The sequence below is a fragment of the Nocardia sp. bgisy134 genome (assembly GCF_965341865.1).
GTDB lineage: Bacteria > Actinomycetota > Actinomycetes > Mycobacteriales > Mycobacteriaceae > Nocardia.
Window position 1 is genome coordinate 1 of record NZ_CBDQZP010000014.1, and the last position, 16732, is coordinate 16732.

Annotated in this window: 16 protein-coding genes; 9 read left to right on the top strand and 7 right to left on the bottom strand. The window is 68.5% G+C overall.

The features are described from left to right. Positions 1-49 precede the first annotated feature (49 nt). Positions 50-1264, bottom strand: coding sequence for a lipase family protein (locus ACRWNM_RS23505; protein WP_431970234.1), 1215 nt, complete (start codon positions 1262-1264; stop codon positions 50-52). A 277-nt stretch (positions 1265-1541) separates the two neighbouring features. Here ACRWNM_RS23505 and ACRWNM_RS23510 point away from each other — a divergent pair, with 277 nt between their 5' ends. Continuing rightward, on the top strand, positions 1542-1784 hold the full coding sequence (locus tag ACRWNM_RS23510) for a hypothetical protein (protein WP_431970235.1): 243 nt from the start codon (positions 1542-1544) through the stop codon (positions 1782-1784). Positions 1785-1806: 22 nt separating this feature from the next. On the opposite strand, the gene ACRWNM_RS23515 is transcribed toward ACRWNM_RS23510, so the two are convergent. Further along, on the bottom strand, positions 1807-2931 hold the full coding sequence (locus ACRWNM_RS23515) for an alpha/beta hydrolase family protein (RefSeq protein WP_431970236.1): 1125 nt from the start codon (positions 2929-2931) through the stop codon (positions 1807-1809). 224 nt (positions 2932-3155) lie between these two features. On the opposite strand from ACRWNM_RS23515, the gene ACRWNM_RS23520 reads away from it, so the two are divergent. The 3 genes from ACRWNM_RS23520 to ACRWNM_RS23530 all read left to right on the top strand — a co-directional run bounded on the left by ACRWNM_RS23520 (position 3156) and on the right by ACRWNM_RS23530 (position 5285). Continuing rightward, complete coding sequence (locus tag ACRWNM_RS23520; protein ID WP_431970237.1) at positions 3156-3710, top strand: DUF2599 domain-containing protein; 555 nt, start codon at positions 3156-3158, stop codon at positions 3708-3710. 32 nt (positions 3711-3742) lie between these two features. Then, entirely contained in the window at positions 3743-4405 is a 663-nt protein-coding gene (locus ACRWNM_RS23525) for an NAD(P)H-binding protein (protein ID WP_431970238.1), read from the top strand. Between the two features lie 652 nt (positions 4406-5057). Continuing rightward, positions 5058-5285 carry a hypothetical protein gene (locus ACRWNM_RS23530; RefSeq protein ID WP_431970239.1) on the top strand — a complete coding sequence of 76 codons (228 nt, stop codon included), beginning with the start codon at positions 5058-5060 and terminating at the stop codon, positions 5283-5285. Between the two features lie 435 nt (positions 5286-5720). Here ACRWNM_RS23530 and ACRWNM_RS23535 read toward each other — a convergent pair whose 3' ends face one another. Together ACRWNM_RS23535 and ACRWNM_RS23540 are read right to left on the bottom strand one after the other, a co-directional pair. Next, positions 5721-6599 (bottom strand): helix-turn-helix domain-containing protein, encoded by an 879-nt coding sequence (locus tag ACRWNM_RS23535; protein ID WP_431970240.1) that lies wholly within the window; start codon positions 6597-6599, stop codon positions 5721-5723. A gap of 89 nt (positions 6600-6688) precedes the next feature. After that, positions 6689-6913, bottom strand: a complete 225-nt coding sequence (locus ACRWNM_RS23540) for a DUF397 domain-containing protein (RefSeq protein ID WP_431970241.1) — start codon at positions 6911-6913, stop codon at positions 6689-6691. A 367-nt stretch (positions 6914-7280) separates the two neighbouring features. Between ACRWNM_RS23540 and ACRWNM_RS23545 the strand changes: the two genes are divergently transcribed. Then, the gene (locus tag ACRWNM_RS23545) at positions 7281-8078 is read left to right on the top strand and encodes an SAM-dependent methyltransferase (RefSeq protein ID WP_431970242.1); all 798 of its coding nucleotides are present in this window, start codon (positions 7281-7283) and stop codon (positions 8076-8078) included. A gap of 338 nt (positions 8079-8416) precedes the next feature. Beyond that, positions 8417-8653: a hypothetical protein gene (locus tag ACRWNM_RS23550; protein ID WP_431970243.1), complete on the top strand. Its 237-nt coding sequence runs from the start codon at positions 8417-8419 to the stop codon at positions 8651-8653. A 43-nt stretch (positions 8654-8696) separates the two neighbouring features. Here the strand turns inward: ACRWNM_RS23550 and ACRWNM_RS23555 are convergent, their stop codons facing one another. Next, positions 8697-9341 carry a TetR/AcrR family transcriptional regulator gene (locus tag ACRWNM_RS23555; RefSeq protein WP_431970244.1) on the bottom strand — a complete coding sequence of 215 codons (645 nt, stop codon included), beginning with the start codon at positions 9339-9341 and terminating at the stop codon, positions 8697-8699. Positions 9342-9503: 162 nt separating this feature from the next. Between ACRWNM_RS23555 and ACRWNM_RS23560 the strand changes: the two genes are divergently transcribed. Both ACRWNM_RS23560 and ACRWNM_RS23565 read left to right on the top strand, forming a co-directional pair. Continuing rightward, a complete protein-coding gene (locus ACRWNM_RS23560; RefSeq protein ID WP_431970245.1) occupies positions 9504-10883 on the top strand; it encodes an FAD-dependent oxidoreductase in 1380 nt (459 codons plus the stop codon). Then, entirely contained in the window at positions 10876-12660 is a 1785-nt protein-coding gene (locus ACRWNM_RS23565; protein WP_431970246.1) for a hydroxysqualene dehydroxylase, read from the top strand. Before ACRWNM_RS23560 ends, ACRWNM_RS23565 begins: the two co-directional genes overlap by 8 nt. A gap of 6 nt (positions 12661-12666) precedes the next feature. On the opposite strand, the gene ACRWNM_RS23570 is transcribed toward ACRWNM_RS23565, so the two are convergent. Beyond that, positions 12667-13896, bottom strand: coding sequence for an MCE family protein (locus ACRWNM_RS23570; RefSeq protein ID WP_431970247.1), 1230 nt, complete (start codon positions 13894-13896; stop codon positions 12667-12669). 134 nt (positions 13897-14030) lie between these two features. Between ACRWNM_RS23570 and ACRWNM_RS23575 the strand changes: the two genes are divergently transcribed. Next, the gene (locus ACRWNM_RS23575) at positions 14031-15401 is read left to right on the top strand and encodes a cytochrome P450 (protein WP_431970248.1); all 1371 of its coding nucleotides are present in this window, start codon (positions 14031-14033) and stop codon (positions 15399-15401) included. 70 nt (positions 15402-15471) lie between these two features. Here the strand turns inward: ACRWNM_RS23575 and ACRWNM_RS23580 are convergent, their stop codons facing one another. Further along, positions 15472-16698: a cytochrome P450 gene (locus ACRWNM_RS23580; protein ID WP_431970249.1), complete on the bottom strand. Its 1227-nt coding sequence runs from the start codon at positions 16696-16698 to the stop codon at positions 15472-15474. Positions 16699-16732: the final 34 nt, after the last annotated feature.

Below are 16732 nucleotides of genomic sequence, written 5' to 3' on the forward strand. Positions count from 1 at the left end.
TCTCTCCCCCCCCCCCCCCCCCCCCCCCCCCCCCCCCCCCCCACCGGGCTCAGCAGTTGCTCGGCGCGGACTCGCCGCGGAAGCGGGCGTCGAGCCAGCCCAGTGCGGCAGGGATGCCGAGAACGGCGGCGGTGAGATGATCGGGCACCGCGATCTGCTCGGCCTGCACCCGCACGCCCGCCGCGCACCACCTGCGGTCGGTGTTGACGATCGCGTCGACCGGAACCAATCCGTCGATCGGAGAATGCCATTCGAACACCGGCGTGCGCGGCACACCGGCGTGCAGCTCGAGGCTGTTCTCCTCCACCACCGCTCGCGCGTCGCGGTTGTCGATCATCGAGGTCGTCTTGGCGAAGTCCATCGCGCCACGTCCCGCGCCCGCGGCGATGATGTCGTTGGTGCAGCTGTTGGCCATGGCGTCGCGCGCGGCCAGCCCGCGGTCGTTGAGTTGCTCGCTGAGCGGGAACCGCTCCGGGTACTCACGCTCCAGGCCGAGGCCCGCGGCCAAGGCCAGACCGAACACCGGGTGCGAACCGAGGCCGAGGCCCTCCATCATCTTGACCAGGTTCATCGGCACCCCGCCCATCGCGGCACCCGCGAGCTGGAGTTCCGGTGCGTACTCCGGCGCCAGCGCCGCCGCCCACGCGGTGGCCATCCCGCCGCCGGAGTAGCCGACCATCGCCGTAGGGCTCTGCGCCACTTGCAGATCGGACACCTGCTTCACCGCGCGGATGCCGTCCAGGGTGATCTGACCGCCCAGCTTCGCCGCGCCGTAGGCGAACTGCGGGCCGAGATGATCGGGGAGGGCCACGCTCCAGCCGCGCTGCAGCAGCACGTTCCAGCCGGGCGCCTCGCGCACGATCAGATTCGGATCGCCGGTGTAGAGCACCCGCGACACCGAGCACTCGGCGCCGAGCCCGTTGATGATGTGCTGGAAGGACAGCAGCGGGCCGTCCTTGCGGTGCGCCGTCGGGGTGAGCACCGTGGTGGTGGCCGCGATCGGCTTGCCCTGCGAGCTGGTCGAACGGAACCGCACCACGGTGACGGTGGTGTCCGGGAAGATCGGCAGCGGCGGCATCTGGCGCACCGCCAGCACCTCGCCGGGCTTCTTGTCGGCCAGGTCAGGGGGCGAGGCGTAGAACGGATCCGGATCGGGGGCCGGATACAGCGGTTCGCCGTGGGTCACCCCCGCTCCGGCGACGACCATCATCGCTCCGAGCGCGGCGACACCGAGCGCGCGCATCGAACGCAGGGCCTTCCTCATGGACTTGTGCCTCCCCAGTGGGTCCAACGTTGGAGAACATCCTCATCAACGGACGGTGGGGATGGCAGACGCGGTGCGCAACATGTTGACAATTCACAGTTCGGGCAGCGACACGCTGTGACCGCCGCGCACACATACTCGTGAGAATCCCCACCGAAGCGCCGCGCGGCCTGTGACTTGTCCAGCCAGTGGGATGGAACATGTTCTTTGCTATGGTCCCGGACCTACCGTCGAGTAACCGGCGTACGGCCGCGCCGGACCGGAAGGAGACGGTGGCATGGACGGCACACAGCGCATCGCGGATCGCTGGTCGGGTGTCGCGGACGCGCTGACCCGGCGCGTGACCGTCTACTTCGACGGCCCGACCCCCGAGGACGAGATCGTGCTCGCGTACGCCGCGACCAGCACCGAGGCGTGGGAATTCACCAGCGCGGCGCTGCACGCCGGCCTCACCGTCACCGTGGACGGCAAGGTCGGACCCGAGCTGCGCAGGTTGCCGTGCCGGTCGCTGTGGACCTGAACGCGAGGTGACGCGCCGTGCCTCACGGACTGTCCAGCACCCGATGGAGGAAGGCCATCGTGTCCGGCAGCGAGTCGCGGGCGGTAGCGAGGTGGTCGCCGGGATAGACCGCCACCTGGAGATCCGCGCCTGCCGACGTCAGCTCCGCGACCAGGGCTGCGCTCAGGGGCGCGGGCACGTCGCGATCGGTCAGACCCTGGCCGATGAACAGTGGCACCGTGTGGCCCTCGGTCGGTATCCGCAGCATCGAGCGCGCCGCGGCCAGCAGCGCCGGATCCGCCAGCGGCTTCGCCAGCATCTCGCCGATCGAGATATCGCGCACCATGGCGTCGGCCTCGGCGACACACTCGCGCTCGACCAGGGCGAGCACATCCCGGCCCACGGGAGTCAGATAGCTGTCCACGTCGACTTCGGGCGCGGTCTCGCGCAACCCCACGAGGATCGAGGCGAAATAGGCGGTCGTCATCCGGAGCGGAAGCCGCGGCACCCAGGGGCCGAGCAGCGGCGCGATGTTCTCCAGATTCGACGGCGGCCCGGTGGCGACCGCGCCGCGCAACCAGAGCTCGGGCGCGTCCTCCGGGGCGATGCGCGCGGTGAACAAGGCGGTCTGCCCGCCTTGGGACTGACCGAGCACGGCCCACCGGTCGCTCAGCTCGGGCACGACAGTCCGCGCGGCGCGCACCCCGTCGATCATGCTGCGCGCCTGCGACGGTCCATCCAGATACGGGTGCGTGCCCGGGGTGCCGAGGCCGACGTAGTCGGAGAGCGCCACGGCGTAGCCGGCGCGCAGCAACTCCGGATAGACGGTGTCGAGATAGAGGCGGCGCGGCTGCACCGTGAACGCGCAGTGGTCGGCGATCCCCACCGTGCCGTGCGCGTAGGCCACGATCGGCCATCCGCCGGGCGGCGGCGGACCCGGCGGCAGATAGATCGCGCCGCTGCTCTGCATCGGCCCGTGCGGGCCGCGCGACCAGTAGACAAGCCGTAGCCCGGCGCCCGCGTCCGCCACTTCGACGACCTGTGGCAACGGGGACACCTCCGTGACCGAGCCGGGCAGTCCGGCAGGGTTCGCCGCGCCGGTGCCCGCGGGCGCAAGCACCGAGATCACGACCCCGAGCACGCCCCCCAAGATCAGTGCGCGATTCATCGACCGATGATTGCCGTATCGATGCCGGCGGGGCAAGACACCACATTCGGTGTCCCGCTCAGGGCGACCTACCCCCGCCACATGCGGGCCATCGACGGACGTCGTCCGGCCGCGCACGACTACGCTCGACCGGGACGTCCGCGCCACGCCGGACACCACGGCGGCCATGTTGGATACCCACAGCGGCCACGCCGGACAAGTACAGCGCTCGGGAGGGAACGACAGTGAGACAGCGGACGCGGACAGCACACGACCGCCGACCGCGCGTGGTACACGGGGCGACGGTTGCGCTACTGCTGTCCCTCGCGGTCGCCGGTTGCGGCGGCGATAACACGTCCACCGCGACGACGTCCGATCTGGGCTCGCCCACGCCGTCCGCGCGCCTGACCGCACCGCCGACCACCGCGTCGATCGCGATCACCTCACCCGCCACCCCCCTTGCGGCGCAGCCGACGGTCGACCCCTACGAGGGCATTCCCCTCGTCGACCACGTGGCGTGGACCGAGAACGTGGACGGCGCCCGCCTGCTCGTCTTCCCCTCGGAAGCCGGTCGCCGCACCACCTATCCCGGTTCGGACGAGCGGGCCTGGCAGGAGGTTCTCGCCCAGTCCCCCGACGCCGACACCCCCGGCATGCGCGACCAGTTCATCTGCCACTGGGACTGGGCGCGTCTGGTCCAGCCGAACAAGCCCAGCTGGAATATCGAACCGTGGCGGCCCGCCGTCGGCTACCCGGCCACCGTGCAGGCGTCGTGCAACCCGGGCGGACCCGAACGCTGACCGACCGCCACCCGCTACCGGAAAGGACACCCATGCGCATCGTGATCGCCGGTGGACACGGCAAGATCGCCCTGCTGCTCGCCGAATCGCTCGCCGCGGTGGGTCACTCCGTCGACAGCCTGATTCGCAACCCCGTCCACGCCGCGGATGTCGCCGCCACCGGAGCCCGCCCTCTCGTGCTGGATCTGGAACGAACCGACCGCACCGCACTCGCCGCAGCGCTGACCGGGGCCGATGCCGTCGTCTTCGCGGCGGGCGCGGGGCAGGGCAGCGGCGCGGCCCGCAAATACACCGTGGACAAGGGCGGCTCGGTGCTGCTCGCCGAGGCCGCGGAGCAGGCCGGAGTACGACGTTTCGTGCAGATCTCCACCATGGGTGCCGGTCAGCCGCCCGCGCCGGGCACCGACGAGGTGTGGGCCGCCTACATCGATGCCAAAACCCAAGCCGAGGACGATCTTCGAGCCCGCGATCTGGACTGGACCATCGTGCGCCCGGGTCGGCTGCTCGATACCGAGGGCACCGGCCGGGTCACCCTGAGCGCGGACCGGGTCGGTCGCGACAGCATTGCCCGCGCCGACGTCGCGGCCGTCCTCGCCGCCGTGCTGTCCGCTCCGAACACCGTGCGCACCACGCTCGACCTCGTCGCCGGGGATACGCCGTCGGCCGATGCGGTCGCCAATATTGGTAGCCAATAGATTGCTGATTATCGTGTGACGCACCGGATTCGGCCAGCGGGATCCCCAAGACGGTTCCGTCGGCCGACTTATCCGGCCGCCGCCGACCCGCGATTTCGCACCGAATCCGAAACGATTTCCCGACGCTGCCGATTCACCATTCGAGACCTCGCCGCGCGGGGGCGCAATGACGACGCTTCGCCACACGGAGCGTCCGGCCATCCGCGCGCCCCCGCCGAGGCGCACGCGCCGGTCGGACGGTCCGGGACGCATCGCCGCGGCGAACGCCGCCCGACCTGGCCAGCCGTACACCCGGCCTGACGAGGAAGAACACTGGGAAGAGGGCGAACCCGGAGGCTGCCGCGCCGATCCAGCGAACCGCCCGGTCGGAACGCATGGCCGCGCTGGTCACAACTGTGAAAAACCTTTTGCGCGAATACAATCGATCGTGCAGATGTACTTGCATCTGAAAGGCACACGGACCTAAACTCAGTTCCGCAAAGCTATATAGAGGACAACCAGGGGAGGCCGTGTGGGCGAACCGAGGGCAAAAGTCGCCGGAGGTTTGCTGCCGCCTACAGTCAGGGGCGTTCTTATGGACCAACCACTTACAGGCGGCCGGATCGGGTTCGCCGACACCGCACTGGCCGACCAGCCAGCGAACGGTAGAGCTATGAGCACATCGTCGGCCCCGAGCGGCCACAGAAATACCGCGTACTCACGAGAAACGGCAGTCGCGTTCGTCATCGATGCCGTCGAGTCCACCGGAGCGGCCACCCGGAACGATTTCGACATCGATCGGATCGTGTCCACGGCGCACGCCATGGCGGACGACTGGGATCTCGAGGCGTTGCAGCCGGCGACGTTCTGGCGCATCGCATCCACCTTCATCAGGCAGTAGCCGGTTAATCACCGCGCGCGGCGGCCGAACAGCGCTGCGCGCCAGCGAATCTCGCCTGCGGCAGGACACGGCCGGACATCACCTCCGTCCGCCGAGCCGGTGTGCGCGACACCCAGCGCGACCTCGCCGCTTCTCGCGTCGTCCGGACCGACGACGACGCTCGAGCCACAACGGGATCTTCTCGCCGTCAATCGTTTTCGGCCCGAGCCAGGCGGCAAAAATCAGAAAAGAGACCGCTCGTGATCTTCAGGGCGTCGAGCTGCATCAGCGGCGCCAGGTAGTTATCGACGGCAGATAGTTATCGACGGCACCGCACCGCATCCAGCGGCACTCGGTGATTTCTCGGATACACCGCGAGGTCTTCGGCCGTACTGGCAGACCATCGGCGGCGCCACATGATCTTCGGCGACGCTCCTCAGCGCTGCCGGACGATCGTCACGCGTACGATGCCAACATCTCGACCGACTTCTGCGGCGGCAAGGCCTGCACGCTCAAGCGGTCCATCACCGAGAGGTACAGCGCCAGATCCTGCCTGCGGTCCAGGTACAGGGCGCTGGTCAGGTGCTCCAGGTACACGATGTCGGGTAGCTCGGGCTGAGCGAAGCGCAGGATGCTGAAGGAGCTGCCCGCGGCCGCGTGCTCGCCCGCCGAGTACGGCAGGACCTGAAGGGTCACGTTCGGTAGGCCGGCCAGCGCGATGAGGTGCTGCATCTGCTCGCGGTGCACCTGCGGCCCGCCCACCGGACGGTGCAGCGCGGCCTCGTCGATCACCGCCCAGACGATCGGCGGATCCGTCCGGTGCAGGATCTCCTGCCTGCGCTGGCGCACGGCGACGCGTCGTTCGGTGTCGGCGTCGTCGTTGCCGAGAGACAAGACGGCCCTTGCGTATTCGGGCGTCTGTAGCAGGCCGGGCACAAGGTGCGCCTCATAGGTGCGGATCTTGTTGGCCGCTTGCTCCAGCCCCAGGTAGGTGCCGAACCACGAAGGCAGCAAGTCGCTGTAGCGGTGCCACCAGCCGGGCTCGTTCGCCTGTCTGGCCAGCGCGAGGAACCGCTCGCGTTCGACGGGATCGGTTACGCCGTAAAGGGTTAGGAGATCGCGGATGTCGCGTTCTTTGAAACCGGTGCGGCCCAACTCGAGACGACTGATCTTGGCGTGCGAGCCACGAATCGCGTCGCCGGCGGCCTCGCGGGTGATGCTGCAACTCTCGCGTAGCTTGCGCAACTGCCCACCCAGGGCGATCCGGAGCACAGTCGGACCATGCTCCGCGACAACCGATTGCACGAGGCCGTCGTCGTTGGGTTCTGCGATCATGGAGTTCGTCTCCGATACTCGAGGTTGCCCACCAGTGTGTCACACACTTGTCGTTTCGAGACACACCGCACCGACCGCAATGTTACCTTTCAGCTAGTCAAATCGTCGAATTCCCCGGCCTTTGCTCCGCGAACGAACGCGTCGATCTCGGGGCGTGTGTAGAAGAGGACCGCGCCCTCGGGGTCGCGCGAGTTACGCACGGCGACCAGGCCATTGGACACCTCCGCTACTTCGACGCAGTTGCCGCCGCTCGGCCCGCTGTACGAACTCTTGCGCCAGGCGCTCGTGATCTTGTGTGTGGTTGTACCCGACATTTCCCACTCCTCGGTTACTGCCAGTGTGAGGGACCTATCCGCTTGGGTGCTTGCAGATGCACGCTCAAACGTTCTTGCATTTGCACCCACGTCCGGACGATAGCACGAAGTTCACCATGCGGCGCAGAATAATTCGGACCTACCGGTCGGCTTTGAGACCGGTGATTCGTCAGTCGCGGAAAGACCGTGATCAGCTGGCGGATCCAGTCCGCTGACACCACCCGAATCTTGTACTGTCACAGAGCACATCGGATGTACCGTCCATTCGCGACAACCTCGGTGCAAGACGCGCGCGGCGCGCCGCCGAACATCGGTCAAGGGCGGCGGACATCCGGCCAGCACGCACGTTCCCGAGGAGTCACACGCGATGCCCGAAGACCAGAGCCCGCTCATCCGGACCGACATCCCCCATTCCGCCCGAATCTGGAACTACTGGATGGGGGGCAAGGACTACTACGAAATCGACAGGGTCGCAGGTGATGCGGGCATCGAGGTCGACCCCGACATCACCACGATGGCCGTCCAGTCGCGCCAGTTCCTGATCCGCGCGGTCAGCTACCTGGCCAGCGAGGTCGGCATCCGCCAGTTCCTCGACATCGGCACCGGCCTGCCGACCATGCAGAACACCCACGAGGTGGCGCAGAGCGTGGCGCCCGACGCGAAAATCGTTTACGTCGACAATGATCCGCTCGTGCTGACCCACGCGAGGGCGCTGCTCACCAGCACCACCCCGGAAGGCGTCACCACCTACGTGGACTGCGACTTCCACGACACGGAGCAGATCGTCGCCGACGCGCAGAACGTCCTCAATTTCAACAAGCCGATCGCCGTCATGTTCATGGGCGTGCTCGGCCACGCCAAGACCTACGACGAATTGCTGCGCATCGTTCACACGGCGCTCGACGCCGTGCCGTCGGGCAGCTACCTGGTGATGTGGGACGGCACGGACGACAGCCAGGAGTACGTGACCCTCTGCGAGAACTACACCGGCACCGGCGGCGTGCCGTACGTGCCGCGCCCGCAGGCCCAGATTCGCGCCGTCTTCGACGGTTTGGAGTTGGTCGACCCCGGATTCACCTCCATCACCCAGTGGCGCGCCGAGAATACCGAGGTGGGCGAGATCCGGCCCATTTCCGCATACGGAGCCGTCGCGCGCAAACCCTGACGCGCACACCGCGGATACCGGCCAGTCGGCAAATATCCGGCGCGCCGAAATATCCTGACGTGTCATCGATAATCGCGCCGGGTCGGCGAAATTACTGACGCATCAGGAAATAGTGCGACGCGCCTGGGAAAGCCGCTGCGCCACAACGGCGGCCGTCGGCATCCGTCGACGGCCGCCGTTTTCCATTCCTCGCCGTCGTTCGTGCAGATGTACTTGCATCTGTAAGGTACGCGGCCCTAAACTCGGGCAAAGAGTAACGCGGGGAGGCGCGCAGGGAGTTCGCGCCGGCGTCGACAGACAATTCGCCTCCCCTTTGCCAGACGCGAGGGGCGGTCGACATGAGTCAGCCATTTCGAACTCCCCACCGGGACGCGCTCTTCGGAGGCGCCGGTGTAGAGACGTTGCGACCACCCGCCGCGGGCGATGTGTCCGCCGCCGATTGCGGCGCCGAGCCCGGTGGCCTCACCTATCGCCGCGCCCGCGAGATACTCCAGTTCCACGAGGTGCACGGCCCGCAGTGCAGACAGTGGCTCGCGGCGGCGGCGTACTTGTCCGCGGGCCTGGACGACGAATAGTTTGCCCTCGAATGTCGTTGCGGCTCAGTCTCTTCTGTCCCGATCACGCGCACGGCGCGTCACCGTAGACGACGAGCCAGATCGCCCGCCCCAGCGATTCCGCCAGCGCGTCGTCGGTGACGACCGAATTCGCCGCGAAGGCGGCCGTGATCGATCGCTCGACCATCGCCGTCAGCACCACCGCCGTCGCGGTCGGGTCGACGGACGAATCTATTCGCCCCTCGGCGCGATCCGTCTCGAGCCGAGTGCGCACCACATCCACGAAGGACGCGACCCGACCTCTCCAGTACCGCCCCACATCTCGGTCGTAGGCGGCGACTTCACTCAGCGCCAGCAGCAGATAGCGATGTTCACGGAACCCCGCGATCATGCTGCCGATCGCACCGACCACTCCCGCCCTGCGGTCACCGTGATCGGCGCGCCACCACGTCTCCGCCGCGTCGAACAGGTCCGCGGTCGCCAGCTCCGCCATGCGGATCAGTAGCCGGCTCTTGTCCGGAAAGTAGCGGTAGAAGGTCGATCTCGCGGAACCCGACGCCGCGGCGATCTTCTGCACCGCGATCTCGGTGTAAGGCGTTCCGTCGGCGAGCAGCTCTTCGACGGCGCGTAGGACGCGTCGCTCGAATTCCGCGCGCCGGTCGTCGACCTGCTTGCGCGCGTTCTTCGGGGCTCTCGTCAGCGAAGGCATCCGCCGCCCGCACGTCGCGCGACGGTGCGGCGTCGCCGAGGTCGTCCGCTGGATGGATCCATGAGTTCCATTCTGCCGTGCGGCCGTTGACAGCGAGAGGCGCCGAGCCGCACCATCGATCGGACACCATGTCCGAGACGCAGTGACCGAGGCGGTTCGATGATGAGCGGCGCTTCTGCCATCCCGGTCGAGGACACCGAGGTCGTCGTGGTCGGCGCGCGCTGCGCCGGGTCGGCGGCGGCCGCCGCGTTCGCGCAGGCCGGTCGGCGGGTGGTGCTGCTCGAAGCGACTCGGCTTCCCTCCGACACGCTCTCCACGCACTTGCTGTGGCCCGGCGGAGTCGCGGAGCTGCGGCGTCTCGGTGCGCTCGATCGTGTCGCGGAGTTGGGCGCGCCACCGATGCGGACGGCCTACGCGGCGGGCGCGGGCCATGCCATTCGCTCCTCGTTCGCGCCGGTCGACGGCGTCGACTACGCGCTGTGTGTGCGCCGCACGGGCCTGGACGCCGCGCTCGCGGCCACCGCGGTCGCCGCGGGAGCGCAGCTGCGGGATGGCGCGCGGGTCGGCGAATTGCTCTGGCGAGGAACACGATGCGCGGGCGTGCGGTACACCGATTCGTCCGGCACGCACGAATTGCGCGCCGCTCTCGTCGTCGGCGCCGACGGACGGCGCAGCACGGTGGCTCGGCTGGCCGGTGCGTCCCGCCCTCGGCTCTTCGCGCCGAGCGGGCGGGACTGCTATTTCGCCTACTGGCGTGACACGGCGGTCGAATGGCGCGGGGTGGCCGCGCAGTGGCGCGACGGCGCCGATCTCGGCACCGCCTTCCCCTGCGACGACGGGCTGCTGCTCGCCCTCGTACAACCGCCCGCGAGCCAGGACCGTCCGGGACCCGGCGGGGCCGAACGACGCTATCGGGAAGCGATCGAACGGATTCCGGGGTTGACGGCGCGGCTCGCGGGATGCGAGCGCGTGGGTCGCGTCCGCTCGGCGACCGGGCTCGTCTCCTACTTCCGGGGATCCAGCGGGCCCGGGTGGGCCTTGCCCGGCGACGCCGGTCATTTCAAGGATCCCGTGACGGCGCAGGGCATTCGGGACGCGCTGCACTACGGCAGACGGCTCGGCGAACTCGCCGCCCCGGTGCTGCACGAACCGCAGCGCCTGGACGCGGCGTTGCGCGCCTGGGAGTCCCAGCGCCTCACCGAATGTCTCGGCATCTACCAGTGGACGAACCGGTTGTCTCGCGCGACGCCCATGAGCCCCTTGGAGATTCAGCTGTACCGCCGCGCCACCGGCGACCCGGAGCTAGCACGGGCGGTGACCGAGATCTTCTCCCGGACAAAGGATCCGAAGGACGTCTTCACCCCTGGCCTCGCCGCCGCGCTGGCCGTTGGCGCCTTGCGTGCGGCCTGGCCGTCGGTCGGTCCGGTGCTGACCGAACTCCTCCACGAAGCCCGCGACACCGCCGCCGACTGGTGGCAGTCCCGCGCGCACCCGGCCATCACGCCCGCCACCGCCGCCGTCCCAGGAGTTCGACATGCGTGATCAGCGACCGTTTTCCGGTATTTCCCCGACCCGTCGCGATGTCCTACGCGGTGCGCTGGCGGCGGGCGCCGGCCTGTTGGCGAGCGCTCCGATGGCCACCGCCGCGCCCGTAGCGCGGCGAGCGCCCGCGCCGGGGCGAACGGTCGCGATCTTCGGCGGCGGCGTCGCGGGGCTCTCCGCCGCTCACGAACTCGCCGAGCGCGGATACCAGGTCACCGTCTACGAACCCGCCTTCCTCGGCGGCAAGGCCAGGAGCATGGGCGTCCCGGGCACCGGCACGGAGGGCCGGCTCGATCTGCCCGGCGAGCACGGCTTTCGCTTCTTCCCCGGCTGCTACCAGAACCTTCCCGACACCATGCGGCGCATTCCGTTCCCCGGCAACCACGACGGCGTCGCGGGCAACCTGGTGCGGGTGGAGGGCACCGTCGCCGGATTCCGCGGGCGCCCACCGATTTTCACGCCGGTCGAGCTCGGCGCGATCGACCAGCTGACGCCGCAACGACTACAGAACACTCTGATGAGCGCGTTCGGTTTCGTTCCCGAGCTGCCGCCGCACGAACTCGCGTTCTTCGCCAAGCAGATGACGGTCTGGTTCACCTCTTGCGAGCAGCGGCGTTTCGGGCAATGGGAGTACATCACCTGGGAGCAGATCCTGCGCGCCGAGGGCAAGTCGCCCGCCTACCGCGACTACTTGGTCAGCGCGCTCACCCGGATCACCGTCGCCGCGAAACCGCACCTCAGCTCGGCGCGCACTATCGGCACCATCGGCGAGGCGTTGGTGCTGGCCGCGACCGGAGCGATTCCGCAGTACGCCGCGGGGATCGACCGTATTCTGAACCGCCCGACCAACGAGGCGTGGATCGATCCCTGGGTCGGCTACCTGCGTTCGCTCGGTGTCCGTTTCGTCATGAACCGGGGCGCGAGCGCGCTGGCACTGCGCGGTGGGCGCGTCGTCTCGGCGACCGTGCGTGGCGCGAACGGCGCGGCCGACACCGTCACGGCGGACTGGTACGTCTGCGCCATGCCGGTCGAGCGAGCGCGGCCGCTGCTCAGCGACCAGATCCTCGACGCCGACCCGCGACTGGCGGGCATGCGTCACCTGCAGACGGATTGGATGGTCGGCATTCAGTACTACCTCGCCAGGACGACCGAGCTGCCGGAGGGCCATATCGCCGCGCTCGGTTCGCCGTGGGCGCTCACCGCATTGCGCCAAGCGCCCATGTGGGTCGGCGATTTCGCCGCACGCTACGGCGACGGCTCGGTGCGAGAGTGTCTCTCGGTGGACATCTCCGACTGGGACTCCCCCGGTCTGCTGTACGGCCGACCGGCCAAGGAGTGCTCGCGCGCGGAGATCGCGGCGGAAGTGTGGGCCCAGCTGAAGGAATGGCTCAACACCGCGACGGGCTGGCTGCGCGACGAGGACATCCACTCCTGGCATCTCGATCCCGGAATCAGCTGGCGCGGTGGCGAAATCGACAATGCGACACCGTTGCTGGTCAACACCGCCGGCTCCTACGTGCATCGGCCGTCGGCGCACTGCGCCATACCCAATCTGTTCTTCGGCGGCGACCACGTGCGCAGCCACATCGACCTCGCGACCATGGAAGGCGCCAACGAGTCCGGCCGCGCCGCGGCCAACGCGATCATGGACGCCGCCGACGACCCCGGCCTGCGCACGCCGATCTTCCCTCTGGTCTCGCTGCCGCTCTTCGATCAGGCCAAGCTCCTCGACGCCGATCGCTACCGCGCGGGACTGCCCCATGTGCTCGACGCCTGACGTTCCTCATCGGCGACCCACGCCGGGCAGTCCACCGAAGAAGATCTCGAACACCGTCTGTGGATTCGTGTGCAGCTGGGCGCTGGTCGGCGGGACGAACGGCGGCCCTTCGTTGATGTCGGTGACGACATAGTCCGCGTGCGAACCCGGCGTGCGCTGTTCGATACCGGAGCAGTCCGGACCGCCGGTCGCGTTGACCTTCGGCAGATCCTCCGGGTACTTGTACGGCTCCGAGGCCAGCATGAAGTTGCTGTTGAACACCGCGCCCGGCTTCATCCCGCCGAATATCGCGTTCGCCAACGGCATGACCGAGGTGATGCCCATGATCACGCAGCGCAGCACAGGGCGATAGTCGTGCAGCAACTCGGCGCCCGGCCGCAGCAGCCGGACCGCCGTCGCCAGCTGCTGCTCGTTCTCGGTGAAGACCGCGCGGGTGGTCTCGGCCAGACCCAGCACGTTGAGCAGCATCTCGTCCAGGTCCGCCGCCCGGTCCGCGACGGTCACGCCGGTCGCGGTCGCGTTGCCGACCGTGCGCAGCAACTCCCCCGCGGTGTCGGCGTAGAGGCCGGTGACCTCGGCTGTGGCGGCCATATCGAGTCCGAGTTGCGGCAGGCTCGGATTCAGTTCTCGCAGTACGGCGTCGGTGCGCGCCAGCAGATCCCCGAGCGTGTCGCCGCGCCCCTGCAACGCCGCGCTCAACGCGGCGAGGGTGGCGTTCAGCCGTGCCGGTTCGATTGCCGCCAGCAGCGTCGAGAGTCGCTGGAACAGCGTGTTGAATTCGACCGTCACCGATTCCCCGCGAATCAGCGCCCCCGGCGCGAGCGGGCGCGACGACGGGTGGGCGGGCGCCACGAAGTTGACGTACTTCGCGCCGAAGACCGTCGTCGAGCGGATATCGACCAGGGTGTTCTCCGGGACCATCCGCAGCAGGCCGGGGTCGAGCGCCAACCGCAGCCACACCCGGCCATCGTGCGGTTCGACGGCCGCGACGCGCCCGATGTCGACACCGCGCAGGCGCACCGCGGCGTCGGGATCGAGCACCAAGCCCGTGCGCGGCGCATCGACGACGACCGTGGCGGTCGGCTCGAAGCGACCCGTGTACAGCGCCGAGGCGACAAACAGCACGGCCACGATCGTCGAAACCAGCGCCAGCCCGGCGAGTTTGAGCCGGATCGTCACCCACGTGGCCCACAGGTTCGGGTAGCGCCCCCGGAAGGACTGTTGCCGTGCGTCCAACTCTTCACCCCTTCGGCAGGGCCCTGCGCGTGATCACGCGATCGCGTATCCCTTGCTCGCGTCCGGTCGACAGTAGTACTGTCCAGACACGTGTCCAGCATATGTCTGGACAGGTATCTGTGGAAGGATTTCCGATGACTCTGGTGAAACCACAGCGCGTCTCCGGCGGCGAGCACGAGCACGGACATCTCGAGGAGTTCCGCTCCGATCCGATCGCGTTGATGCGCCGGGTGCGCGCCGAATGCGGCGACATCGGCGCCTTCGAGCTCGCGGGCAAACAGGTCATCCTGCTCTCCGGGGCGGAAGCCAACGAGTTCTTCTTCCGTGCCGGCGACGAGGATCTCGACCAGGGCGCCGCCTATCCGTTCATGAAGCCGATCTTCGGCGAGGGCGTGGTCTTCGACGCCAGTCCGGAACGCCGTCAGGAGATGCTGCACAACCAGGCGCTGCGGGCCGAGCACATGCGCGGGCACGCGGCCACGATCGCCGCCGAGGTGGAGCGGATGCTGGCGCGCTGGGGCGACGCGGGCGAGATCGATCTGCTCGATTTCTTCGCCGAGCTGACCATCTACACTTCCTCGGCCTGCCTCATCGGCGCGAAATTCCGCAACGAACTGGACGGCAGGTTCGCGCACCTGTACCACGAACTCGAACGCGGCACCGACGCGTTGGCCTACGTGGACCCCTACGCGCCGATCGAGAGTTTCCGCCGCAGGGACGAGGCCCGGGCCGCGCTCGTCGATCTGGTGCAGGGAATCATGGACCAGCGGGCCGCCCGTCCCCCCGCCGAGCGCGGCGACCGCGACATGCTCGACGTGCTCGTCTCCGTGCCCGACGAGAACGGCGCTCCGCGCTTCAGCGCCAGCGAGATCACCGGCATCTTCATCTCGATGATGTTCGCCGGCCACCACACCACCTCCGGCACCGCGGCCTGGACCGTGATCGAACTGCTGCGCCACCCGGAGCTGCTGGACGGCGTCGTCGCCGAGCTGGACGAACTCTACGCCGACGGCTCGCCGGTGAGTTTCGGTGCGCTGCGCCGGATTCCGCGCCTGGAGGCGGTAGTGAAGGAGACGCTGCGGCTGCATCCGCCGCTGATCATCCTGATGCGGGTCGCCAGAGGCGATTTCGAGGTCTGCGGTCACCACATCACCGAGGGCGATCACGTGGCAGCCACACCGGCCATCTCGAACCGGCTGCCCGAGGACTTTCCCGACCCCGACGCCTTCGACCCCGGCCGCTACCTCGATCCGAATCAGGAGGACATCGTCAATCGCTGGACCTGGATTCCGTTCGGGGCGGGGCGGCACCGCTGCGTCGGCGCCGCGTTCGCGCTCATGCAGCTCAAGGCGATCTTCTCGATCCTGCTGCGGGACTGGGAGTTCGAGATGGCTCAGCCTTCGGAGAGCTACCGCAACGACCATTCGAAGATGGTGGTGCAGCTGGAGCAGCCCTGCCGGGTGCGCTACCGCAGGCGCGGTGCGGCGGGCGGGCGGGGCGATTGAGCGCCGGGACTTCGGCGGACATGCTCGGACGGCCGCGGCACCACACCGCGGCCGTCCGAGCGTCACCGGCTCACTCGTATCGAACCTGCCAGCTCTTGACCCCGTTGATCCAGCCCGACCGCAACCGCACCGGATCCGAGACCTGCCGCAGCGCGGGCATCGCGTCGGCGATCGCGTTGAACATCAGATCGATCTCCAGCCGGGCCAGGTTCGCGCCGACGCAGTAGTGCGCGCCCGTCCCGCCGAAGCCGACGTGCGGATTCGGATCGCGCAGGATGTCGAAGACGAACGGGTCGGCGAAGCCGTCCTCGTCGAAATTGGCCGAGCTGTAGAACAATCCGAGCCGCTGCCCGGCGTGGATCCGCTGCCCGCCGAGCTCGACGTCCGCGGTGGCGGTGCGCTGGAATGCGGTGACCGGAGTGGCCCACCGGACGATCTCGTCGGGCGCGGTGCGCGGGCGTCGCGCGCGGTAGATCTCCCACTGCTCGGGGTGATCCACGAAGGCCTTCATGCCGTGCGTGATCGCGTTGCGCGTCGTCTCGTTGCCCGCCACCGCGAGCAGGATGACGAAGAAGCCGAACTCGTCGGAGGCCAGCGCCTCGCCGTCGACGTCGGCGTACACCAGTTCGGAGACGATGTCGTGCGCCGGACGATCACGGCGCTGCTCGGCCATGTTCCACGCGTAGCCCAGGATTTCGGCCGAGGCCACGGTCGGGTCGCCGTACTCGGGGTCGTCGTAGTTGAGCATCTGGTTCGACCAGTCGAAGAGCTTGCGCCGATCCTCCTGCGGCACGCCGAGCAGTTCGGCGATCGCCTGCAGGGGTAGCTCGCAGGCCACCTGCTGCACGAAATCACCCCCGCCCGTGCGCTTCGCGGCGTGCACGATGCGCTCGGCCCGTTCGGTCAACGCCGCGCGCAGGCTTTCGACCGCGCGCGGGGTGAATCCTTTGGAGACGATCCGGCGGATCTTGGAATGCTTGGGCGCGTCCATGTTGACCAGCAGCGCGCCGGTGAGCTCCATCTGCTCCGGAGTGATGTCGCCCGGCAGCCGGATGATCGCGCCTTTGCGCTGCGAGGAGTAGAGCTCCGCGTGCCGCGAGATCTCCTTGACGTCCGCGAGTTTGCTCACCACCCAGTAGCCCCCGTCGCGGAAGCCGCCCGAGGCGTCGTCGGACTGCCCGTTCCACCACACCGGCGCGGTGCGGCGCAACAGTGCGAATTCCTCGACGGGACTACGGTTCTGCCACAGCGCGGGATCGGTGAAGTCGAAACCCGTCGGCATCGACGGTGCGGTCATGTCTACCTCCTGGGATGAAATGTCCTGCGGCGAT